We start from the raw sequence: 23,659 nt of genomic DNA, 5'->3' as shown, positions 1-23,659 counted from the left end.
AAACGTACTTCTACATCAATGATGCCTTTTCCCAGATGCAGCTTGAGAATTCCGGCTTGTTGATGTTACGAAAACGCATTCGATCGGCAATCGAAATAGCGGAAAGGTGTTAGGGATTGTAGGCGGATACAGTGCAGCTGTTGTCAAGGTTCAAATCTAACATAATGACAATAGGAGACAACATGTTGCTATTGGCGAAAAGTCGGATGGACGGATAAGATAGACATATTGGGAGGCGATGATACGATGAAGAAACCTAATATATTGTTAATAACGAGCGATCAACAGCATTGGAACACGATTGGAGCTTTTAATCCTGAAGTTTCTACCCCTAATTTGGATCGTTTGGTTCGTGAAGGCACAACGTTCAATCGGGCTTATTGCCCGAATCCGACCTGTACCCCGACACGAGCGTCTATTATAACGGGAATGTATCCGAGTCAGCATGGGGCATGGACGCTTGGAACTAAGCTGCTTGAGGATCGCCATGTAGTGACAGAGGATTTCCGGGAAGGTGGCTATCAATCCGCATTAATCGGCAAAGCCCATTTCCAGCAATTGCAATCAACGGAGGAATATCCATCTCTTGAATCGTATCCGATTATGCAGGACTTGGAATTTTGGCGAAACTATAAAGAGTCGTTCTATGGCTTCGACCATGTCGAACTCGCCAGAAATCATACGAACGAAGCACATGTTGGACAGCATTACGCGTTATGGCTGGAGGAAAAAGGCTGTCTGAATTGGCGGGATTATTTCTTGCCTCCGACAGGGACAATGGATAGCTCCACGACGTATAAATGGCCAATCCCGGAAGAATTCCACTATAATACTTGGATTGCGGAACGTTCCAACGCTATGCTGGAGACGTACAAAGAGCAGGAGGAGAGCTTTTTCCTCTGGAGCAGCTTCTTCGATCCGCATCCGGAATATTTGGTTCCTGAACCTTGGGATACGATGTATGATCCGTCCAAGCTGACGATCCCTGCTGTAACTCCGGGAGAGCATGAGAATAATCCGCCGCATTTTGGATTAACGCAGGAAGACGATCCGGACTTTTCGTATTTGCAGGAGCCAGGTGGAAATAATGCCCATGGGTATCATTCACATCATTACTACGGCTATGGGGATAAGTTTCGTTTGACTGAAGAGCATAAGGCGAAGCAAGTAGCGGTGTATTACGGCATGATCAGCTTGATGGACAAGTATATCGGCAATATTTTGGATAAGCTCGATGAACTGGGACTGGCTGAAAATACGATCGTGATCTTTACAACAGATCATGGGCATTTCTTCGGGCAGCATGGCTTGCAGGCAAAAGGCGGCTTTCATTACGAAGATCTTATTAAGCTTCCTTTTATCGTTCGTTATCCTAATTATATTCCGCAAGGCAAGGAGAACTCATCGATTCAATCCTTAGTTGATTTGGCTCCGACATTCCTTTCTTTCTGTGACATTCCTATCCCGAGGACGATGACAGGCGTCGATCAGAGAGAGGTCTGGCTAGGTACGAAGGAAAGTGCGCGAGACCACGCCTTATGCGAGTTTCATCATCAGCCAACGACAATTCATCAAAAAACGTATGTGAATGAGAGATACAAGATCACCGTTTATTATAATCAAACATACGGAGAAATCTTTGATCTTCAGAACGATCCTGGAGAGATCAATAATTTATGGGACCAGAAGGAATACGCAGATCTGAAATCTGAGTTATTGCTGAAATACGCTTGGGCGGAGCTTGGCAAGGAACCGATGCCGATGCCGAGAGTTTGCGGAGCTTAAATAGGGATAAAATATAGAACAAGCTGCTGAGCATCGCCGGCGCTTGTTCTTTTTTTGCCAGGAAGTATAAGGTACCCGAAAACGTCCTTCTATTTGGCGATAAAATCTACCACTAAACGCGGTTGCTCCTCTTTGCATTTTGCATAGCGCAATCGTAAGGGCGGGGCAGAATAAAGCGAAGCCGACTTATCGTGTTGGGTCTAAAGTCATTGAACAAGACAGTTTGCACTGGGTGCTGCATGGCAAGGTGAAGGTCGCAACGGGCAATCAAGCTATTACATTAGAAAAAGGTGATATGTTTTGCTTGTTTCCGGGCACTTCCTTTGTGTATGAGGCGTTAGTGACTCGGTGTAATCAACAATTACAGATGGCATGGCTCGCATTGGAAGGCCCGCAGCTTCATTTAGTGATATCAGATATAGGTCTTTCTCTCTCTTTATTTTGGGCTGAAAAAAAGTTCGGCTGTTCAACTCAGTCCTATTTGCAAAAGCTAAAAATGGACAAAAGCGCTCGTTTGCTGCGAGAGAGTAACCTGTCTGTGATCGAAATCGCCTTATCGCTGGGTTATGCCGAGAGTATCCAGAAATTGATGAAGGAATAATAGGCTGGGGGGCTGCGTTGCCGGAACGGGAACAGATCATCTATGAGCAACTACAGACATCTTTCAGCTACACGTGTGCTTCAGGGAATCAGAAGCCTGCGAAAATGCAGGTATTTTCGGCGAAATCGCATGAAAAATCGAAATGCCTGCGAAAATACAGGTATTCTAGGTTGTTTTGCCTTGTTATAAGGGGAAAGGCCTCAAAAGGATGTATAATCGCAGGCATTTACTGCTGAACGCGGTAGCGGCTAGAAAAAGGATGCATAATCGCAGGTTTTTAGAAACGCCTCCATCCCCACGTGATTAGTGGTGTTGGAGGCGTTTTTTGCATCGTATTAGGGCTCGCGCTTACAATTTCACCCAAGCTACCAATCCATCAGGCTGGTCAGGATTCATGCCTTGGCGTTCGGCGCTGGTTAACGCAACGATTTGGGGTATGAACATAAAGGGGATGCCTTGCACGGCAATATCCAAGGGGTTATCCGAGATCACGGCAAGATCGACATGCTCGGTGGAGATGAGATCAGCTCGATCGGCGAATGCGATAATCGTCGCACCTCTTTGTTTGATATCGCGCATCAAATTGTTCTGATGTTCGGTGCCATCGCCGGTTATCGCTGCGATAACGAGTGTATCTGGTCCGACGGTTACCATCGGACCGTGACGAACATCCAACAGATGATGGGAGTTGGCTTGAACTTTGGCAATCTCCGTTAGCGCAATCGCCCCTTCGGACGCGAGTCCATACAATTCTCCATCGGCAAGCACGACAGCGTTGGTCCAGGCAAAATCGGCTGTTGTGCGGATATCCTGCTCAACCCGTGACATGAATGCTTCACCTTGGTGGATCGCTGTTTGAATATCCGCGATGACGGCTTCATCGTTGCTGAGGAAGGCGGCCAACAATAGATTGGCGGTGTAAAGATTAGTTACAGTTCGTGTCTGGCATACACTGTGATCGAAAGCCCAAGGCAATTCCAGCGAAAAGTCAGCCTGCTGGGAAAGTGGTGAATTCGTTACGCATGAAAGAGCGAGCACAGGAATAGGGGAAGCTTGTTGAATGAGACGAACAGCTTCGACAATTTCACTCGTACTGCCGGACCGCGAGGGTGCTATTAATAAGCTGCCTGCTAATAAAGCGCGATATCGCTCCGGATTCAACATAAGATCGCCTCCGGCTAAAGCGCTTGAAGGAAGACCGGTCCGCAAGCGGAAGGAAAATGCAGCGGATTCGCTTAAGCAGTAACTGGAGCCGCAGCCAATGAAGGTGACGGATTGTGCCTGGGCAAAAGCAGTAACTGCCGCTCTTTGAGCTAGCATGTAATCGTAGGTTTGTTGCAAAGCTGCATACTGCTGTTTAATTTCACGATAGGTTAAACTCATGAATGATAACCTCCTCAAATATGATTCTGCCACATAAGCTTAAATCAAAAATCGTACTTTTTCAATCAATTTTTGATTTTTACAATCAAAAATGAATATATCTATGTGAAATTCTGCGTAATAACGGCAAATTTATGATTTTAAATACTTTTACAATCAAAAAAAGATTGAAAAAATCATAAACTGAGATTATGATGATCAATAATACGGCATGGCAATCATTTTACAAACCATTATGTTCAGTATGCCAGTTGTTTGGCGTAACTTAGAAGGAGGAACTCATTATGCCACTTATTTCATCGACTCACATGCTTCAAATTGCCCGCAAAAACAAGTATGCCATCGGTGCGTTCAACGTGCACACACTTGAAATGCTTCAAGCTGTCATTGAAGCTGCTGTGGAAACGCAATCCCCGCTGATTATTCAATCAACGGTTGGTACCGTTAAACATTTAGGTCCCGATTATCTAGCAGCAGCGGCGACGGTTGCCGCGAACCGCACAGGGCTGCCGATTGCACTGCATTTGGACCACTGCACAGATTTCCAGCTCATCGTTCAATGTATACGGGCAGGTTATACGTCGGTCATGATTGATGCTTCCATGTATCCGTTCGAAGAGAATGTGGAGCGCACGCGCAAAGTGATGGAAATCGCCCTTGCCGCTGGTGTAAATGTGGAAGCTGAGCTTGGCAAAGTTGGAGGCGTTGAGGACGACATCGTTGTAGACGAGCGTGATGCGCTTTTGGCGGATCCAGAAGAGTGCAGAGAATTTATTGAGCGCACGGGCGTGTTAACACTGGCTCCGGCGATTGGGACTGCTCATGGTATTTATAAAGGGGAACCGAATATTGATTTTGCTCGGATTGCGCAAATTGCCGATCGCGTCGCAGCTCCATTGGTTTTGCATGGGGGATCGGGTATTCCTGCTGAACAGGTAAGAAGAGCGGTGGCGCTGGGAATGGCCAAAATGAATATTGCCACAGAACTGCGCATTGCTTTCACGGATGCGATAAAACAAGTATTCACTGCGAATCCGGAGGAAAATGACCCTCGAAAATATATGGTTCCAGCGAAAGAGGCTGCAAAGCGCCTGGCCATTGAGAAGATGCAGCTATGCGGGTGTGTGGGCAAAGCTGGCGAAGTTAGATGATTACCACGATTACACTGAATGCAGCCATCGACAAAACGTACTATGTCAATTCATTTCGAATAGGTGAAATACAGCGTGTTGTTAGGCAAATCGCAGAACCGGGTGGGAAAGGCAATAATGTCGCCAAAGTGATTCGACTGCTAGGCGGAGATGTAACAGCTTCCGGAATTGTCGCTGGCAGCAGCGGTTCTTTCATTGAGGAAAACTTGAAGGAGCGGGGCATTCAGACTTCTTTTGTTCGTGTGCCGGGGGAATCTCGAGTTTGTTTGAATATCCTCGAGGAGTCTAACCGCCGATCGACGGAACTGCTGGAAGCGGGACCTGAAATCAATGAGATTCACATCGCGGAGATGAAAGAAGTTGTGCACAGGCTGGCGCTGCAATCTTCGGTTGTAGTACTCTCTGGGAGCTTGCCGCCAGGTGCCCCTGCCGATTTGTACGTGGAACTTATGCACGTTATTCGATCTACGCAAGCACGCGTATATTTAGACACAAGCGGAGCTGCCTTGAGCAGCGGACTGTTGGCGTGCCCGCATTTTGTGAAGCCAAACGAGCAAGAGTTGGCTCAGTGGATGGGGCGGGAGCAATGGGGAGACGCCGATTGGGTAGAAGCAGCAGAGAAATTAGCTGGTGTTGGGATCGAGCAAGTATGCGTCACTTTGGGCAGCCGAGGGGCAATTGCCTTTATAGAAGGCGAAGGATATTTGGTTACGCCACCTTTGATTAAAGCGGTCAATACGGTTGGCTGCGGCGATTCATTCGTTGCGGGTATGGCTTTTGCGGACGATCGGGGAGATACGCCTGCCGAAAGATTGCGCATTGCTGCGGCAGCTGCCGCTGCAAATGCGATGTCGGATAAAGCTGGTCATGTCGACTATTCGCTTTTTCAAGCATATATGGAGCAAGTGAAGGTTATTACTTTGTAAGCCGTAATCGTGGTATTTATACAGGCTACTTGCAATCTTGCTCTTTGTCCTCCAAAATTAGGAATAGCAGGGAAGACGGCGCTGATAGCGTCAAAGGAGAGACATATGGAATATTCAAAGAGCGAGTTGCGCAGGTCGAAACTTCTGGAGCTTATTAAATTACACGGCAAAATATCCGTTCAAGAAATTATTGAAGCTATCGGCTGTTCGGAAGCTACGGCCAGACGCGATTTGGATTTGTTAGAGAAATCAGGGCCCATCATTCGCACTATTGGAGGAGCAATCTACGAAGGAGCTATTTTGCAATCTGCTGTTGAATTGCCGTTTGCGGATAAGCGTTTTTTTCAGCAGCAAGGGAAAGAGCGAATTGCCGAAGCGGCAGCGAATTTGGTGCAAGAAGGGGACATTGTCTGCCTGACTGGGGGGACGACAACGTTTTTCATCGCTAGAGCCTTGAAGAAGCATCGCCATATTACGATCGTTACGAATGCCGTGAACATTGCCGCTGAGCTAGCGGATGCCGAAGGTGTGCAGGTCGTTGTGATTGGCGGCGTTATGCGGGCAAAAAGCTATGAACTGAGCGGACCGCTGGCGGAAAGTGTCATTGATAAAATAAACGTTACGAAGATGTTTCTTGGTGTAGACGGGGTATCTTTGGAACATGGATTTACGATGCACTCCGAGCTCGAAGCCCGAATTGCTCAATTGTTGATCGAACGCTCCAGACAAGTATATGCTGTTTTCGATCAGAGCAAACTTGAGAAAAGCGCCTTGTTCACCATTATTCCCCTCCAGCAAGCAACGGGGGTTATTCTGAATGAACAGCCAGAAGGCTGGTTTGCGCAAGCTTGCGAAGAGCGGGATGTTGCTATACATACGGCGATTCCTGTTGCTGAGTGAGGGATAAAGGATTTAAGGACCTGGTTGTTTTTTTAGGACCTGGCCAAAAGGACCTAGCCATTTGTGGCTGGGTCCTTTTGGTCTAAGGAAGCAAGCTGAGCCTGCCCAAAAGGCAGGCTCACAAGCAGCGAAGCCGCCGCCCCGCCCCGAGCCGGCGAAAAAGGCAGTCTCAGCGCGCGAAAAGACCGAATCCGCGCGCAAGGTATGCTGAGCCTGCCAAAAAGGCAGGTTCAGAAGCAATGAACCCGCCGCCCCGCCCCGAGCCGGCGAAAAAGGCAGTCTCAGCGCGCGAAAAGACCGAATCCGCGCGCAAGGTATGCTGAGCCTGCCAAAAAAGCAGGCTCACAAGCAGCGAACCCGCCGCCCCGCCCCGAGCCGGCGAAAAAGGCAGGCTCACTCGCAAATAGCGAGTCAATACTCCATGTGCTCGAGCACATGGTTCCCGTCAAAAAGACCGCAAGGGAAAACCCTTGCGGTCTTTTGCTATGGCACACGCCAGTCACTGGATTGGCGGAAGATGGGCTCGAACGGCAGCAATATTTTGATTGGCAGCGGGTAGGGGAACTGTATGCACTGCAGAACGGTTCGTGCAGCGACAATCCCAATTTCGAAGGTTGGGATATGAATGGTTGAGAGTGGAGGCACCGTGTAACGGGACGGCTCGTTGTCGTCGAATCCCACAATCGCGAAATCCTGAGGGGTGCGGAAGCCTTTCTCCGAGATCGCGCGCATAGCGGCCATTGCCATGATGTCGCTTGCTGCGAACACGGCGGTCGGGAGCTTGCCGTGATGATCCTCGATGTACTTCAGAACAAGACGATAGGCTTTGTCTGGTTCCCATTCAGCATTCAATACATGCTGGGGGTTGATGGCAATGCCAGATTGCTCTAAGGCTGCCTGGTAGCCACGGTATCTTTTCTCACGATGGAATTGACCTGATAAGCCGGTGCCGCCGATAAACAAAATATCGCGGTGCCCTTGATCGATAAGATGCTGGACAGCAATCCGAGCGGCTTCAACACGGTCATAGGTGATCGTTGGGATCGTAGGATCGGAGACATCGATCCCGACGACGTGTTTTACATGTTTTTTCAAATAAGTGTACAGCTTGCTCTCAATGCCTTCGATGACGATGATGCCTTCCACTTGATTCTCATTCGTAATTTGATGCAAAATTTCAGGTCTTTTCAGATCTTCTTGCGTATGCGTGAAGGCAATTTTGTACCCGTTGCGGGACAGTTCCTTCTCGATCCCATCGAAGATCACCGAGAAGTAGGGGTGGTAATGCCGATCCTGCATGGTGGATACGACACACCCAATGCCTTTGGTTACCGGGTTTGCCTCGTGCGATGCGGGTTTGATTACGTACCCCAGCTCCCGGGCCGTATCCCAGATCTTTTGTTTCGTTTCACTGTTCACAGCGCGATTGGAATCATTGGCCAGGATGCGGGAGACGGTGGAAATCGAGACGCCTACGCGTTCGGCTATATCTTTTAATGTGGGCATGACACAACCTGCCTTCAGTTTCATATAGGATAAATAATTTGCCGCAAATTCTTACTCTCTATGTTAAGTAAAAAAAATCCTAAGGTCAACTTGAAAAATGGTGAAAATATTTGAAAATTAAATAATAATTTGCCGCAAATTATTGAAAATTATTTATTGACTGGTTCCACAATTTGGGTTATATTTTTAGTATTAACGAGAGGATACAACCTAATACATCGTTTTTGAGGGGGATAAGCATGAATTTATCGAGAAAACGTGCAATTTTATCGATCTTTTGCATTATTTTTGCAACTATTGGTTGTACGAGTGGTAATGAACCTGATGCAACAGCACCTGCAACAACAGATGGTCACGTTAAGCTTACTTTCTGGAGTCACCAAGAAGATGCGATGGTGGGCGCCTATAAGAAGCAGATTGACAATTATCGCGCTTTGCATCCGAATGTCGAGATCGACTATCAATCTTTCCCTTATGATATCTACAATCCCAAACTGAAAGCCGCCTACTCGGCCAAAAATCCTCCTGATATCGCAGAAGTGTTCGGCACATGGGTTCCAGAGTATTCCAAGAACGGATTGCTTGCCGAAATACCTGATAGCGAAAATGTGAAAAAAGCCTACTATGATGCCCCAATCGGCGGTTATGCGCTGAACAATAAGCTGTATGGTCTGCCGCTGGAATATAACATTGAAAATGGCGGGATGCTGATACACCCGCAAATGCTGAAGGACAAAGGAATTGCTGCTCCGCCAGCGACATGGACTGAATTGGTTGAAGATGCGAAGAAGCTAACGATTCGAGATAGCAATGGGATTAAAGTAAAAGGCTTTGATTTCGTATCGAGCGACAATATTACGTTCACCTTCCTATCGTTGATTTTGCAGCAAAAAGGTACTTATTGGGGCGAGAAAGACCATGTGAACTTCCAAACGCCGGAAGCTTTGAAAGCGATGTCAACTTTGAAAAGCTTTGTGGCAGATGATAAAGTAGCTGACCTTACGACGTTTGGCGGTGAGCTCGACACATCGGATTATTTTTACCGAGGAAATTCAGCTATGACATATCGCGGACCTTGGACCATTGCAGCGGGGCTTAACAATTATAAAGTCAGCGACTTTGAGTATGTGTCTGTTCCTTCCTTCACAAGTAATCCACCATCGTTTGCAGCGGAGTCTGGCTGGGGTGTGGTCGTTTCCCAGAAGAGCAAGCAGCGCCAGGCAGCCCTTGATTTCATTCAATTCATGTCACAGAAGGATAATCTGCGCAACTGGAATCTAGACACCTTCACCGTTCCGGCCAAGAAAGAGGTAGCTGAAGATCCGGAATTCCTGAAAGCGAATCCTTATATGAAGACTTCCTTAAGTGTTCTGTCCTTAGGTCAATGGATCGGTCCAATAGCAGATCGCGACTTTTTCTTTAAGCAGGTGAATGATAATTTCCAAGTCATTGCAGCGGGGCAAGTGAGCGTCGAAGAGGGGCTCAAGAAGATAGAAAAAGCGGTTAACGATAGTCAGGATCAACACAAGTGATCGGAGTGTTCGAGTATGAACAAGAGTGCAGTATCTATCGGAGGCAAGAAAGTTAAATCAGATCAGAATCTCGTGGAATACAAGGGTGAAAGGAAATTCGTGCTTTTCTCGCTTATTCCCATTTTGCTGTTGTTTGGTGTATTTGCTTTTATTCCCATTGGATGGAGCTTGGGGTTGTCTGTATTCAAATATAATCCGCTTAGTGCGAGTGCGCTGTTCGTAGGCGCAGACAACTATATTCGCATGCTGGGCGATGCTGTATTCCTCAAGTCGCTTTGGGTAACGTTCAAATTCGTAACGATAGCCGTGCTTGCCAACATCCTGATCACCTTGCTCATTGCAATGGCCATCCAGCGTGTCAGAGTTCGTTGGTTAAAAGATTTATTTCGCACGGTGTTCTTTCTACCGACGATTGCTCCGCTCGCAGGGACAGCTATCGTATGGAGCACGATGTTTAACTACCATAACGGCTTGTTCAATATGCTGCTCTCCAAGCTTCATATGGCACCGATCCAATGGCTGAGCGATCCGCATTATGCGCTTTTCTCGGTTATCATGATGACTTTATGGGCGGATATTGGCTATAATGTCGTTCTTTTCATGGCGGGACTGGATTCGATTCCGGATTTGTACTATGAAGCGGCTATATTAGACGGCGCTAACCGCTGGCACTTGTTCCGGCATGTGACAGTGCCGCTGCTTCGCAGAACGACGTTGTTCGTCTCGGTGACAACCGTCGTCTCGTACTTCCAAGCTTTTCCCCAGTTCCAGATCATGACGAAGGGGGAGCCTTTTAATGAAACGCGGGTCTTGGCTTTGCACATTTACGAGCAAGCTTTTTCCAATTCCAACATGGGCTACGCCTCGGCAATGGCTACCGTATTCCTCATCATCATTTTATTGGTTACGCTGCTGCAGTTAAAATGGGGACGCACCCAATGGGAATATTGACAGGAGGCTTAAACACATGCAACGCAGAAGTGTCTGGTTCGATGGCGTCATCATAGCTGTCATTAGTGTGCTTGCCTGCATCATGCTCATGCCCTATGTATGGATGGTGCTGTCATCGCTGAAGAGCAATATGGAAATTGTGGCGGGTTCCGGCGGCTTCTTTCCACAGCATCCAAGCTTGGACGGTTACCGTACCGTTCTGCAGGATACGCCATTTGTGAAATGGCTGCTGAATAGTGCGGTCACCTCGGTTGTTATAACGGCGGTGACGCTGTTTACGAGTGCGCTCTCGGGGTACATTTTTGCCAAGCATCAATTCAGAGGAAAGAAGCTGTTGTTCATTCTGATTTTGGCAACGATGATGATTCCCTTCCAAGTAATTATGATTCCGACTTATTTAATTACGGCGAAGCTTGGACTAATCAATCATTTATTCGCGATCATTTTGCCTAACTTAGTCAGTTCGTACGGCGTTTTTCTCGCCAAGCAATTCATCGAGGAAATTCCGCAAGATCTTCTGGATGCAGCGCGAATAGATGGGGCTGGCGAGCTTAAATTAATGCTTCGCATTATTGCGCCGCTTATTCTTCCGATGCTTTCGGCTTTAGGGATATTCACGTTCATGAATTCCTGGAACAACTATTTATGGCCGCTGATTGTGTTGAATGATACGAGTAAAATGACGGTCCCTTTGGCCTTGGTTTACTTCAACGGCACTCATATGGTCAATTACAACGTTGTGATGTCTGCTGCTGTTCTCATCACAACACCGGTTATTATCGTTTTCTTGATTTTCCAAAAGCAATTTATTAAAGGCTTAACGATGACAGGCATGAAATAACACACAAGGAGAAGACATATGACAAAAATATCGATTATCGGGGCTGGCAGTGCTTTTACACAAGAAATTGTTATGGATATTATGCTGATTCAAGGCATAGAAGGCGGCACAATTGCCTTGGTGGATATTGACGAGAAACGTCTGGAGATCGCCCGCAAGCTGGTGCTCAAAATTATCGAGGTTTCCGGGAGGAATTGGGAAGTTATCGCGTCGGTTAATCGCAGAGAAGTTATTGCAGGCTCCCAATTCGTCATTAACCAGATCGAAGTAGGCGGACTGCAAACGGTTCGATATGAATACGAAATTCCTTTGAAATACGGCGTGAATCAATGTATTGGCGATACAATGGGTCCAGGTGGCCTCTTCAAAACGTTGCGCACGCTGCCAAGCTGGATGGCGATTGTTCGCGATATTGAGGACTTGTGCCCAGAGAGCATGATTCTCAATTATACGAATCCGATGTCTGCGGTTACGCTGCTGACCTCCCGCATGACCGAAATTCCTGTGGTCGGACTTTGTCATTCGATCCAGAATACGTCTCGCCAATTAGCGAAATACGCTGGTGTTCCCTATGAGGAAATGAAGTGGAGAGCCGGCGGCATCAATCATATGTCCTGGTTCGTAGAATTGACCCATCAGGGGCAAGATCTATATCCTGTGCTCCGTGAAAAGATTCAGAACCCGGATTTATTGAAAAAAGATCCTGTGCGCTTTGATACGATGAAATATTTGGGAGCTTTCGTTTCGGAATCAAGCGGTCATTTCTCGGAGTACATCCCGTACTACCGCAAACGTCAATCGTTGATTGATCTTCACTGCAATGCTGGCTACAACGGAGCTACAGGCTATTATGCCGATAACTGGCCTACATGGCGTCAAGATAATGACGATAAGATACAACAACAGCTGGAAGGCACGCTTCCGCTTGAACTGAAGTCCAGCAACGAGTATGCAGCGATTATTATTGAAGCTGTACTGAAGAATGAATCCAAGGTTATTTATGGCAATGTGCCGAATCAAGGCCTAATTCATAATTTGCCGCAAAATGGGGTCGTGGAAGTGGCCTGCATGGTTGATCGCAATGGCGTCAATCCTTGCCGATTCGGCAGCTTGCCTGAGCACCTGGCAGCGCTTTGCCGATCCAATATGGCCTTCTTCGATCTCGCTGTGGGTGCTGTACTGAACAATGATAAAGAAATGGCGAGACATGCGCTCATGGTTGATCCACTTTCTGCTGCGGTATGCTCCTTGGCTGAGATTGGAGATATGTTTGAAGAACTTTACGAAGCGGAGCGGGATTTCATCCCTGTCATGAAATGATGGGAGTTAAGACGGAAAAGCGAAAAGTTGTCGTAGTCGGGGAATTGAATGTGGACATTATTTTGTCCGGAGAAGATGTGGTGCCCCAGTGGAATCGTGAGAAAATGATCAATGGATTTGATGTCGTTCTCGGTTCCTCCTCGGCGATTACAGCCTGTGCCTTGGCGAGTCTGGGATTGGATGTATGGTTTGTAAGTGTCGTAGGCGATGATGACTTTGGCAAGTTTTGCTTAGCAGAGCTGCGGCGAATGGGCGTTAATACGGAGCATGTCACTTCGGAGCCGGAGATGAAGACGGGGGTTACCCTTTCGTTCTCAACCCCATCTGATCGAGGATTGCTAACCTATCCAGGCAGTATTCCTATGCTGATGCCAAAGTATATTCCTGAGGAACTGCTGCGTGAAGCTTGTCATCTCCATTTCGGTTCCTATTATTTGCAGGACAGTATGAGACCTCATTGGAAAACACTGTTTGAACGCGTGCGTTCTCAAGGGATTAGCACTTCCTTCGATACGGGATGGGATGTCCGCAATGAGTGGGATCGGGAAGGCATTGACCTGCTGCTGGGGCAGACTGATTTGTTCATCCCGAGCGAGGAGGAAGCGCTGCATATTTATTCCACAGAGAAATTAAGTGAAGTCTGGGAGCGGCTTCCTTCAACACCGGGGATTGTGGCAATTAAACAAGGCTCCAAAGGGGCGTCCCTGCGTAATTCGGATGGACATATCGTGTCGGCCGCTCCTTACCAAGTAACTCCTGTAGATACAACAGGAGCGGGGGATTGCTTTAATGCAGGAATCATTTATGCCTTTTTGCATGGCTATTTGGGGGAAAGCCTCCTCCGATATGCCAATGCCTGCGGAGCGCTGTCAACACTGGGAGTAGGCGGCACGGGAAGTCTCCCCACCGCCGAGGCTGTGGCTCGCATGCAAGATGAGGCGTAAAAGCGCCAATTAATTACGTGAAGGGGGTGATAGCAGAAGTTTTATGTATGCTGTCAGGAAGACTGAACAAGCTTCAAGCATGGCCAAATTCAATCTAGGGAGATGATGTTTGTGTTGAAAGCGAAGAAAGGTTTCGTACTTGGAATGAGTATTGCTGCATTGATTGTTACTTCCGGTGGGGTGCACAGCCCGACGGCTTCTGCCGCAGGAACGACTTACTATGTGGCAACAACCGGAAATGATGCCAATGCTGGTACGATCAGTGCACCTTGGAAAACGCTGCAGCACGCAGCGGATGTTGCTGCAGCGGGAGATACGGTCTATGTACGCGGTGGTGTATATAATCAGAAGCTGAAACTGACTCATTCCGGTACTGCAGGTAATCCGATTACATTCTCAAATTACAGCACCGAAGTAGCGACCATCGATGGTACAGGGCTTTCGGTTAGCGGTATTGAAGGAATCGTAGATATTACTGACAAAGATTATGTGAAAATCAATGGATTTGAAATTCGCAATTATACAACATCAACTTCGAACGTCATGCCGGTCGGTATTTATGTTCATGGCTCCGGCAGCTTCATTGAGCTGACGAACAATAAGGTGCACGATATCAAAAATACAGCAACCCCGACGGGTTCTGACCTTCTTGGCCGGGATGCCCACGGTATTGCCGTATATGGGACGAAGGCGCCAGCTTCTATTCATGACGTTATCATTAGCGGGAATGAAGTGTATAACCTCGTTCTTGGATCGAGTGAGTCCGTTGTTTTAAATGGCAATGTCGATACGTTCTCTGTTCTTAACAATATTGTTCACGATAATGATAACATCGGTATAGATATTATCGGTTTTGAAAAAAAATCGCCAACAGAAGCCTACGATCAGGCACGTAACGGCATCGTAAGAGGGAACCGCGTCTACAATATTACTTCCAATAACAATCCGTCCTATGGCAAAAAGCTGCCAAACAAAAGTTATGGAGCAGATGGTATTTATGTGGATGGCGGCAAAGATACCATTATTGAACAAAACTACAGTTACAATAATGATATTGGCATTGAAATTGCGTCTGAGCATCCAGGTAAATCCACGAGCAATATTACGGTCCGCAGCAATATGGTGTATAAAAACAGCGCTTCCGGTATTTCACTTGGGGGCTCATCCAGCGGGAATGGCTCCGCTGACAATAATAAAGTTGTCAACAACACGCTGTACAAAAACGATGCAGCGAATCAGGGCAGTGGTCAAATAAATTTCCAGTACAAAACCAACAACAATATCATTAAAAACAACATTATGGTAGCTAGCTCTAATAATTTACTGATCATGAACGATAACACACAAAATTCGGGCAACATTGTAGATTACAATCTTTATTTTGCGCCAGGCGGCACCTCCAATGCCACATGGGGCTGGAAAGGTACAGAGTACACAGGATTCGCTTCGTACAAATCAGGCACCGCAAACGATGCGCATTCTTTATTCGTTGACCCGCTGTTCGTGAATGTCACGACAAACGATTTCCATTTGCAGTCCACTTCCCCGGCAATTGATGCGGGTTCGACCGATACGGCAATTATCGGCACACAGGATATTGACGGTCAAGCCAGAGTACAGGGGTCGGCTGTGAATATCGGTGCGGATGAATAATCGTTAAGATCAGCGTTTAGATGAGCAAGGCCTTGATTTTCCTGGATTTTACGGGGGACCGATTCTTACCTTATCCGCTTCCCAACTCGTGAATAATGGCACCGTAATTGAGGTCGCGATTCCCTTGCAAACGCTTGGTGTGAGCGCAGGGCAAAGCATTAAACTTGGTTACATTCAAAATGATTCCACGACGGCTCGCCTGCCTGGTGCGAATGCTTCTTTGCCTGCGTATACGCTGCAATAAAATTTAAGCTTGGCGAGACAGTGGCTTATATTTTCGTTGCAAAGGGTTATAGCCGATAAATCGGGGAAAACCTGCGATTGTGCATCTTTTTTCGCTTGAAATAATAATGATGGTAATTCCTGCAAATGTACATCTTTTTAGGGCTTAATTTGGTTATCTGGATGAAATGTCTGGAAATTCCTGCATAAACGCAGGTTTTTCCACATTTCAAACGATTCTATCGAAATTTCCTGCACATTTGCAGGTTTTAGCGCTGCTGAGCAAACAGTAAAGAACCCGATCAACGGTTAACAACCGTCGCGGGTTCTTTTTTCTATTTTACCTTACTCCGAATACCAATTAGAAGCACTTCAAAGGACTCTGCAAAAGTTGGCTTAAGCCTGCCCATCAGTTGTTCGACTGTTTCATCCGAGTTCGAATACGTAGCGATAATGCCATATAAGTTGAAGAAGTAGATCCGCGTGTAGAGTAAAAGCCGTTCATCTTGAGAATCAAGCCCCAGGACCGCTTGAATGGATTCGGTAAGCTTCCCAAAAAGCTTGTTCCGGGCTTGGTTAATCGCCATCTCGGGTGTTTGCTCATCCACTCTTACGGACTTCACGGTAAAAAACAAATTGTACATATTGCGGTTGACCAAGCAAAACTCAATGACTTGCAGGCTGATCGCCTGCAACTTGTCAGAGGGAGGAGAGTCTTCTGAAAGCAATGTATCCACTTGTTCCAACAATTGCAGGATCGGCGGCATCGAGAGCTGATGCAGCAGCGCTTCCTTATCTTTGAAATATATATAGATGGTTGTATGCGAACAGCCTGCCTCTTTGGCGATATCTCTCATCGTGACTGCATCATAACCTCTGCTGGAAAATAAAACACCAGCTGAAGCAAGGATGCTTTTCTTCGTTTCTTCCGACCGTTGTTCCTGTTTAGATACCATAGATAGTCAACCTCGTCTTCATAGTGGAGCTATTGTAACAATCCGTATGCAGCTAGTCAACTTTACTGGGTTTCATGGAAATTCTGGCATCCAACCACCCACATAATAGAGTGAACAAGAGGATAAATACGATGAAACTCATAACGCCAGCCTCCTTAGAATAAACTTGTCACATCCGTAATCAAAGCAAATCCGAGCAAGCATCCCAGAACGATGGATGAAACGATTTCCGCTTTCTTCCTTGTTCCATTTCCTCGCTGGATCGCGGATCTTGCATACATCCAGAAGCCGATAATAAGAATAAGAAGTTCGATAGCAATAGAAAGACTCTCGAATCGCCAAGCACCGAAACCAAGCAAAGGATAGCTCCCCCAGTTATCAGGCAGCAGCGGCATGTCGGTGCGGTGAACCACGAGATCCAGTATCCAGTGACTGAAGACGACTCCGCCGAGGATCCAGCCAGCCCGTTTTCCCCACAACCATCTAGCGATTAACCCAGCCAATAACGAGATGATCAGAGCTCCCAGCAAGGAATGTGTATAATCCGCGTGAATAACCCCTTTGCCATATCCAGTTCCAAATGGATTATCAATTGTTTCTACATTCGTCAAATACAAGGGAAGGAATACAACGTCCAATAGCTGTGTACCCAGCATCAGCGCCCATAGCGGCACCTCCGGGGCTTTCGCCCGTATTCCTGCCGCTAATCCAAAGTGTCCTGCAAACATGGTTCACCCTCCAATTCAGTTTAATAACCAATGGTTATATAGTAACCATTGGTTATTAAACTGTCAATGCTTTTATATGTATGGATTGGATGTGAAATGATTTTTACCTACTAAAAGTAATCGTGCTAATTCCATATTATGGTATGTTGCTGTTGGGGCTTTCCCGTAATCAAACAAGGAAACGAGCTTCTTCCCTAGAGAAGCGCCAATTTCCTTGTTTTTTACCCGTGATTAAGTTAAGAGATGCCCACCTTCTACATGGAGAACGGTACCGGTTACAAAGCTATTTTGGAGCAGGTAGAGTACACTTTGTGCGACATCCTCTGCTGTACCTACTCGCTTCACTGGAAGCTTGCCCGCCACTGTGGCATAGAGGGTGTTGCGTGCTTCTTCAGCCATTTTACTGCGGGAAGGCGTATCAATAATACCCGGTGAAACGACATTCACGCGAAGCGGAGCAAGCTCTAAGGCCAAAGTCTGGCCTAGATTCGATACGGCCGCATTGACGGCGCCAAGGGTAGACGATCCAATCATGGATTTATAGGCGACTATGCCAGAAAATAAAGTAATCGAGCCATTTGTCGACATGAGAGGAGCCCCATATTTGGCCGCGTAATACTGGCCCCAGAATTTGTTTTCGAACAATTGACGGGCTTGAGCCGTTTCCGTATGGAGAAATGATCCCCCGGAGGTTTCCGCAGCACTGATGACAAGATGATCGAACGGGCCAATTTGTTGGAAAAAAGACTGGACTTGCAGTTCATTTGTCGTGTCCAGAGAATAGACAGCAGCTTTGGCGCCTAGTAGTTCTTTGGCTTTAAGCAGTTTATCTTCTGAGCGGCTGGCGATAATGACATCTGCACCGCGTGCAATGACTTGCTTGGCTGTTTCTAGACCGATTCCTGAGCTTCCTCCGATAATGACCACTTTTTGATTGCGCAGCATAAGATTTCCTCCTGATAAATAAGATGATGTAGTCGTTTAATGCGGCCTCCGAACTGTACAATAATATTATAAGTAGATTAACTTCATTTAGGGAAGTAGTGATGTTTTATTCATATACTTTCCCGGAAGATATCAATGTGATTTCACAGGGATAATTAGGTTAAAAAAGTTGGCTTACGGCTATGGATGGTTTCTCGATCAATAGAAGGGAGAAATACCAAATTTTGAGGATAATCGGTCCGCGGTACTGCTTCAATTTCACTGAAATGTGAACAAATCTCTACGAGCGTCAGCATTTTGGATAAAACGCAGCTTTTTATGTTATCATGATAAAAACTACACATTTGTTGAGCTAACGAATACTTGGAGGGAATACCCATTAATAACGTTGTCCTGAATGACGCCATGACCATGCTGAAGAAAACAAGCCGTACATTTTACATACCGATTAGTCATTTGGATACAGGACTGAGAGAGGCAGTGGCATCTGCTTATCTTTGTATGCGGGCTATAGATGAAGTCGAGGATCACCCTGATCTTAACGAGTCATTAAAAGTGGAGATATTGATGGGAATACAAGAAACTTTCAACGCTCCCAACGTCATAGATGCTGTCACGGAGTTTTTGTTGCCGTATCGGGAGCAATTGCCTGAGGTATCATGGCGTCTCGATGAGTGGCTGAACCTCTGTCCTTCTTCCGCAGCTCCAATTGTCAATCGTTATATTCAGAAGATGTCGCTGGAAATGGCAGAGTGGGCAGCATGCAATTGGAAAATTGAAACAGAAGAAGATTTGGATCGGTATACCTATAGTGTGGCTGGCATGGTTGGAGAGATGCTGTCCGATCTATGGTTCTGGAACGATGGGACACAATCCGACTCCGTGAAGGCCATTGGTTTCGGAAGAGGCTTGCAGGCTGTTAATATTTTGCGCAATCGAGCTGAGGATCGTACGCGTGGGGTTGATTTCTTTCCGAAAGGATGGGAAATGAAGGATATGATGCAGTACACGCGTCGCAATCTTGAGCTTGCTGACTCGTATATCGCAGATCTGAAGGAAGGCCCGGCATTGAAGTTTTGCAAAATTCCTCTTGCATTAGCTAATGCAACAGTCAAATTGATCGGTTCAGGCGGCAACAAATTAACGCGGGATGCCGTGTTGAAAATTGTGAGTCGTTTATGAGGAAGAAAGAAACCGGGGGATGGGCTGCCGGTTTTTTTGACATCTAGGAGAGGAGATTGAATCATGGCGGAGCCTCTAAAAGGCATATATCATAAGGCATTCTTACTTAACTTTGGCGAGACAGTGAAGGCTGTGTATGACACATTCGATGTGCACAGTTTCGTTCAGGCTGTCATGGATGAAAAGTGGGAGGGCCTTGAGCTCAAAGGACGAACCCGGCAAATTTCCAACGTTTTGGGGGTGTACCTGCCCGGTTCCTACGAAGCTGCCATCGAGGTTTTATTGAACATTTATGAGAAATGCAAAGGTTTTCCTTATCTATTTTTCCCTGACTTTGTGGAAGTATACGGACAGGAAGACAAGCATTGGGCGACTTCGATGAACGCGTTGGAGAAGTTTACACAGAGCTCATCGGCAGAATTCGCAGTTCGTTCGTTCCTTATCCGCGAACCGGAGAGAGTGATGGAGCAGATGAGGGCGTGGTCCAAGCACCCCAACGAACATGTGCGTCGACTTGCCAGTGAAGGCTGTCGTCCTCGTCTGCCATGGGGTCAGGCGCTTCCCTTATTCAAGCAGAATCCGGACCCGGTCCTCCCTGTGCTGGAGCAATTAAAAGAGGACCCGTCTCTTTATGTGCGAAAAAGTGTGGCCAACAACTTAAACGACATCGCCAAGGATCATCCCTCGCTTGTGCTTGAGCTGGCGCGGCGTTGGAAAGGGCAGAATGCCGATACAGACTGGATTGTCAGACATGGCTGTCGCACGTTGATTCGCCAAGGAAGTCCGGAAATACTTGCCTTGTTTGGTTACGCTGACTCCACAGAAGCATCTTCGCTTACGGTACAATCTTCAATCACGACGGATAAGGCCCGAGTTTCGAAAGGCGAGAGCTGTGAAATCAGCTATGAGCTTGAGATCCGCGAGGGAGAAGCCGCACGAATTCGGATTGAATATGGCATCTATTTTGTGAAGTCGAAAGGCAAGACGTCGCGGAAATTATTTTTACTTTCAGATAAAACGGTACCAGGAGGGTCACAGCTGAAAGGGAAGCGAACGCATCAATGGTCCGATCTTACGACCCGTCGCCATTACCCTGGCATGCATAAGCTGACACTGGTTATCAATGGACAAGAAGTCGCTCATACGGAGATTTATTTGGACGACGTCCCAGACAACGCGGATTCCTCGGTTTAGTAAATGATTTGCCTTACAGCTCTGTTCGCATGATTTGCGGCAGGGCTGTTTGTCGTATAGAGGCTTTGAATGGGCAGCATGTGAAACTGCTATTTTCTAAAAGGATTTTGACGAATCATCTGAATAAAATTCAGGGAAGACGCAGAAAGAGGTTCATTTTTGCGGGTACAGATGGCGATTGTATTTTTTAGATGAATTCCATCCACATGAACACGACATAGCTCACCACGCGCTACATATTCGCGGACAACTAAAGAAGAGACGAAGTTTGCGCCATAGCCTGCAATCACAGCCGTAATTGCTTCATGAAGACCATTAAATTGCAAAGAGATGGTTGGTGTCGAAGAATTATAGGTGCGGCATAAAGATAATAATCGCTCTCTCGTTGAACTGCCTTCCTCCCGCATAACGAATGGTTCCTTCATCATGCGCGCCAAGGAAACTTGTTGGTTCGCATAGCGATGATTGGGTGCCACAACAAACCATAATTCGTCCTGAAACAACTCCTCTGTCTGGATCGTATCCGGATATTCCTCGGGAATTCCTCCGTAAATAGCAATATCCACATCCACATTTAGAAGCTGCTGCAAGGCATCATTAGAATTGGTCGTTGTAATGATCATTTCGACTTGTTCGAATTGTTGCTTGAATTTGGCGATCCAGGTAGGTATCAGGAAATGAGCTGGTAAATAGGTCGCAGCCAGCCGGACACTTCCGTTCGTCCCATCACGGTAATGTTGAGCGAATTGCTCAATTTGTTGTTCGACAGCAAAAAGTCTCTTAGCAAGCTGAGCAATCTCTTCACCCGCATCGGTTAAAGCTATTCCTCTTCCTTGAGGCTTGAGTAGAGAGAGGAGCAATTCTTTCTCAAATTTCTTGATTTGAGCCGTTATGGCGGGCTGACTTATTTTGAGCAATTCCGAAGCGCGCGTTACACTGCCGCAAGAGGCGATGACATGGAATAAGCGTAAGGCATGTAGATTCATTGCTAAACCCCTTCGTATGATTCATATATATAAGTTATATAATTTGATTAAAGATATATTATAACTATGATTATAACACCTGTATACTGAGTGTAGAAAGTAAAAAACGTATGAGGAGAAGTGATAATCATGAGTAACACGCAAATTTGGGAAAAGGTTGATCACTATATTACTGAGCGTTTGATCCCGCAAGATCCTATTCTGGATCAAGTATTATCCGCAAATCAAGCAGCTGGATTGCCTGCTTATGATGTTACACCTAATCAAGGGAAATTCTTAAACCTGCTTGTCCACCTGCATGGGTCAAAACGCATTCTCGAGATTGGAACCCTAGGTGGATACAGTACCATCTGGTTAGCGAGAGCCTTGCCCGCTGATGGGAAATTGGTTACCTTGGAGCTCGATCCTCTGCATGCTCAGGTGGCCAGAGCGAATCTTTCCCTTGCTTCGGTGGATGGCTGCATTGAACTTCGCGTCGGGGATGCACTTGAACAATTGGCTCAGATGAAGGAGGAGGGAGTTGAGCCTTTTGATTTCATATTCATTGATGCGGATAAGCCGAACAATCCCCATTATTTGAAATGGGCCCTTCATTTCTCTCATCCTGGAACGGTTATTATAGGAGACAACGTTATTCGCGAAGGCGAGGTCATTAACGAAAATACGCAAGATCCGCGTGTAAAAGGAGTAAGGGAATTTTATGATCTGTTGGCAGACGAAGCTAGAATTACAGCGACGGCCATTCAGACTGTTGGCAGCAAAGGCTATGATGGGTTCGTTATTGGTCTTGTGAAAGGTTGAAAGGTTGAGCTCTGACCTTAAACCCGCGGGAGGGAACTAGGATCCCTTATTTCTCATCCAAACAGCTATTTGGCTACTCAGACGGAACTATGGTCCGCTAATTTGTCTAATTTGCCGGAATATCACCCTTCAGAGGTGAAATAAGGGAACCTAGTTCCCTTTCAGCTGCAAATATTGGATTATGAGTTGATTAGCGGATCATAGTTCCTTTTGGTAGGGATATTTCAACAATTAAAGGAAACGACACCTCTATCTCGAATCTTTATCTGAAATAGAAAGCTATAAAAAGTAATGCAGCGATGAGGTGTAGGATGCTAGGTGCCGTTATCGGGGATGTGATTGGTTCTATTTTTGAATGGCATAATACCAAATCTACTGATTTTAAATTATATGATAGGTTCACAAGATTTACCGATGATACCGTTTTGACGGTGGCTGTTGCTGACGCCATTTTAAATAAGAAAAAACATCCAATCAGGCTGCTGGATCACCTCGACAGCAAACGATTATATGCTAGTAAATTAAGACAATATGCCCGGTGGTATCCAAATGTTGGATATGGGCAAAATTTCGAAGCCTGGGCAATGAACAAGGAGTCTAAGCCATACCGAAGCTATGGAAATGGATCAGCGATGAGAGTAAGTCCGATAGGATTTGCTTTTAACTCAATAGAAGAAGTGTTGGTGGAGTCAAGGAGATCAGCGCTTGTTACGCATAATCATCGACAAGGTATTAGGGGGGCTCAAGCGATAGCGTCCGCAGTTTTTTTGGCAAGGAGCAATCACTCGAAGGATGAAATTCGCACATTTATTCAGCAGAGGTTCAAGTATAATTTAAAGCAGAAGTTAGACGAGATAAGACCTACCTACATGTTTGATCCTAGTTGCCAAGGGTCAGTTCCTCAAGCGATTATTGCTTTTCTGGAGTCAACGAATTTCGAGGATGCAATTAGAAAAGCGATTTCCATCGGCGGAGATAGCGATACAATTGCATGTATGACAGGGGGAATTGCCCAGGCTTTTTATAAGGAGATACCTAAGGATATTGTTTCTGAAGTGATGCTAAAGCTCGATCTCAAATTAAGGCAGGTTATTGGATTGTTTAATGACGAATACAAGATTAGTCTTTAAATATATTCGTATAAAAGAAAAA

The 23,659-nt window shown here is 46.3% G+C and carries 21 protein-coding genes; 15 read left to right on the top strand and 6 right to left on the bottom strand.

All coding sequences use genetic code 11. The annotated features are described in order from the left end of the window. Positions 1-246: 246 nt before the first annotated feature. The gene (locus BC351_RS10575; RefSeq protein WP_079411581.1) at positions 247-1,785 is read left to right on the top strand and encodes a sulfatase family protein; all 1,539 of its coding nucleotides are present in this window, start codon (positions 247-249) and stop codon (positions 1,783-1,785) included. 139 nt (positions 1,786-1,924) lie between these two features. Further along, positions 1,925-2,386, top strand: a complete 462-nt coding sequence (locus tag BC351_RS10570) for an AraC family transcriptional regulator (protein WP_079411579.1) — start codon at positions 1,925-1,927, stop codon at positions 2,384-2,386. 348 nt (positions 2,387-2,734) lie between these two features. Here the strand turns inward: BC351_RS10570 and BC351_RS10565 are convergent, their stop codons facing one another. Beyond that, positions 2,735-3,769 (bottom strand): SIS domain-containing protein, encoded by a 1,035-nt coding sequence (locus tag BC351_RS10565; protein WP_079411576.1) that lies wholly within the window; start codon positions 3,767-3,769, stop codon positions 2,735-2,737. Positions 3,770-4,053: 284 nt separating this feature from the next. Between BC351_RS10565 and fba the strand changes: the two genes are divergently transcribed. The 3 genes from fba (at position 4,054) to BC351_RS10550 (ending at position 6,746) form a co-directional block, all read left to right on the top strand. Next, positions 4,054-4,920, top strand: coding sequence for a class II fructose-1,6-bisphosphate aldolase (fba, locus tag BC351_RS10560; RefSeq protein WP_079411573.1), 867 nt, complete (start codon positions 4,054-4,056; stop codon positions 4,918-4,920). Beyond that, positions 4,917-5,846, top strand: a complete 930-nt coding sequence (locus BC351_RS10555; protein ID WP_079411570.1) for a 1-phosphofructokinase family hexose kinase — start codon at positions 4,917-4,919, stop codon at positions 5,844-5,846. Before fba ends, BC351_RS10555 begins: the two co-directional genes overlap by 4 nt. A gap of 105 nt (positions 5,847-5,951) precedes the next feature. Then, on the top strand, positions 5,952-6,746 hold the full coding sequence (locus tag BC351_RS10550) for a DeoR/GlpR family DNA-binding transcription regulator (RefSeq protein WP_079411568.1): 795 nt from the start codon (positions 5,952-5,954) through the stop codon (positions 6,744-6,746). 483 nt (positions 6,747-7,229) lie between these two features. On the opposite strand, the gene BC351_RS10540 is transcribed toward BC351_RS10550, so the two are convergent. Beyond that, a complete protein-coding gene (locus BC351_RS10540; RefSeq protein ID WP_079411564.1) occupies positions 7,230-8,252 on the bottom strand; it encodes a LacI family DNA-binding transcriptional regulator in 1,023 nt (340 codons plus the stop codon). Positions 8,253-8,491: 239 nt separating this feature from the next. Here BC351_RS10540 and BC351_RS10535 point away from each other — a divergent pair, with 239 nt between their 5' ends. The 6 genes from BC351_RS10535 to BC351_RS10510 all read left to right on the top strand — a co-directional run bounded on the left by BC351_RS10535 (position 8,492) and on the right by BC351_RS10510 (position 15,493). Continuing rightward, positions 8,492-9,784 (top strand): ABC transporter substrate-binding protein, encoded by a 1,293-nt coding sequence (locus BC351_RS10535; protein ID WP_079411560.1) that lies wholly within the window; start codon positions 8,492-8,494, stop codon positions 9,782-9,784. A 15-nt stretch (positions 9,785-9,799) separates the two neighbouring features. Continuing rightward, a complete protein-coding gene (locus BC351_RS10530) occupies positions 9,800-10,735 on the top strand; it encodes a carbohydrate ABC transporter permease (protein ID WP_079411557.1) in 936 nt (311 codons plus the stop codon). A 16-nt stretch (positions 10,736-10,751) separates the two neighbouring features. Then, complete coding sequence (locus tag BC351_RS10525) at positions 10,752-11,576, top strand: carbohydrate ABC transporter permease (protein WP_079411555.1); 825 nt, start codon at positions 10,752-10,754, stop codon at positions 11,574-11,576. Positions 11,577-11,594: 18 nt separating this feature from the next. Continuing rightward, positions 11,595-12,896: an alpha-galactosidase gene (gene melA / locus BC351_RS10520; RefSeq protein WP_079411553.1), complete on the top strand. Its 1,302-nt coding sequence runs from the start codon at positions 11,595-11,597 to the stop codon at positions 12,894-12,896. Then, positions 12,893-13,840, top strand: a complete 948-nt coding sequence (locus tag BC351_RS10515; protein ID WP_079411551.1) for a carbohydrate kinase family protein — start codon at positions 12,893-12,895, stop codon at positions 13,838-13,840. Before melA ends, BC351_RS10515 begins: the two co-directional genes overlap by 4 nt. A 111-nt stretch (positions 13,841-13,951) precedes the next feature. Beyond that, positions 13,952-15,493 (top strand): choice-of-anchor Q domain-containing protein, encoded by a 1,542-nt coding sequence (locus tag BC351_RS10510; protein WP_425270912.1) that lies wholly within the window; start codon positions 13,952-13,954, stop codon positions 15,491-15,493. A 557-nt stretch (positions 15,494-16,050) separates the two neighbouring features. Here the strand turns inward: BC351_RS10510 and BC351_RS10505 are convergent. The 3 genes from BC351_RS10505 to BC351_RS10495 all read right to left on the bottom strand — a co-directional run bounded on the left by BC351_RS10505 (position 16,051) and on the right by BC351_RS10495 (position 18,344). Then, positions 16,051-16,671 (bottom strand): TetR/AcrR family transcriptional regulator, encoded by a 621-nt coding sequence (locus BC351_RS10505; protein ID WP_079411549.1) that lies wholly within the window; start codon positions 16,669-16,671, stop codon positions 16,051-16,053. Between the two features lie 155 nt (positions 16,672-16,826). Continuing rightward, positions 16,827-17,399 (bottom strand): metal-dependent hydrolase, encoded by a 573-nt coding sequence (locus tag BC351_RS10500; RefSeq protein WP_079411547.1) that lies wholly within the window; start codon positions 17,397-17,399, stop codon positions 16,827-16,829. Positions 17,400-17,630: 231 nt separating this feature from the next. Beyond that, positions 17,631-18,344, bottom strand: coding sequence for an SDR family oxidoreductase (locus BC351_RS10495; protein WP_079411545.1), 714 nt, complete (start codon positions 18,342-18,344; stop codon positions 17,631-17,633). A 363-nt stretch (positions 18,345-18,707) separates the two neighbouring features. Between BC351_RS10495 and BC351_RS10490 the strand changes: the two genes are divergently transcribed. Further along, positions 18,708-19,526: a squalene/phytoene synthase family protein gene (locus tag BC351_RS10490; protein ID WP_244208947.1), complete on the top strand. Its 819-nt coding sequence runs from the start codon at positions 18,708-18,710 to the stop codon at positions 19,524-19,526. Between the two features lie 63 nt (positions 19,527-19,589). Continuing rightward, on the top strand, positions 19,590-20,720 hold the full coding sequence (locus BC351_RS10485) for a DNA alkylation repair protein (protein WP_079411541.1): 1,131 nt from the start codon (positions 19,590-19,592) through the stop codon (positions 20,718-20,720). Between the two features lie 89 nt (positions 20,721-20,809). On the opposite strand, the gene BC351_RS10480 is transcribed toward BC351_RS10485, so the two are convergent. After that, complete coding sequence (locus tag BC351_RS10480; RefSeq protein WP_079411539.1) at positions 20,810-21,706, bottom strand: LysR family transcriptional regulator; 897 nt, start codon at positions 21,704-21,706, stop codon at positions 20,810-20,812. Positions 21,707-21,835: 129 nt separating this feature from the next. On the opposite strand from BC351_RS10480, the gene BC351_RS10475 reads away from it, so the two are divergent. Next, positions 21,836-22,507 (top strand): O-methyltransferase, encoded by a 672-nt coding sequence (locus BC351_RS10475; protein WP_079411537.1) that lies wholly within the window; start codon positions 21,836-21,838, stop codon positions 22,505-22,507. A 311-nt stretch (positions 22,508-22,818) separates the two neighbouring features. Next, the gene (locus BC351_RS10470) at positions 22,819-23,637 is read left to right on the top strand and encodes an ADP-ribosylglycohydrolase family protein (protein WP_079411535.1); all 819 of its coding nucleotides are present in this window, start codon (positions 22,819-22,821) and stop codon (positions 23,635-23,637) included. Positions 23,638-23,659: the final 22 nt, after the last annotated feature.

It is taken from the genome of Paenibacillus ferrarius, assembly GCF_002027705.1.
In the GTDB taxonomy this organism is placed as follows: domain Bacteria; phylum Bacillota; class Bacilli; order Paenibacillales; family NBRC-103111; genus Paenibacillus_E; species Paenibacillus_E ferrarius.
The sequence above is the reverse complement of the archived record's forward strand: the minus strand, read 5'-3'. Positions and strand labels throughout refer to the sequence as shown.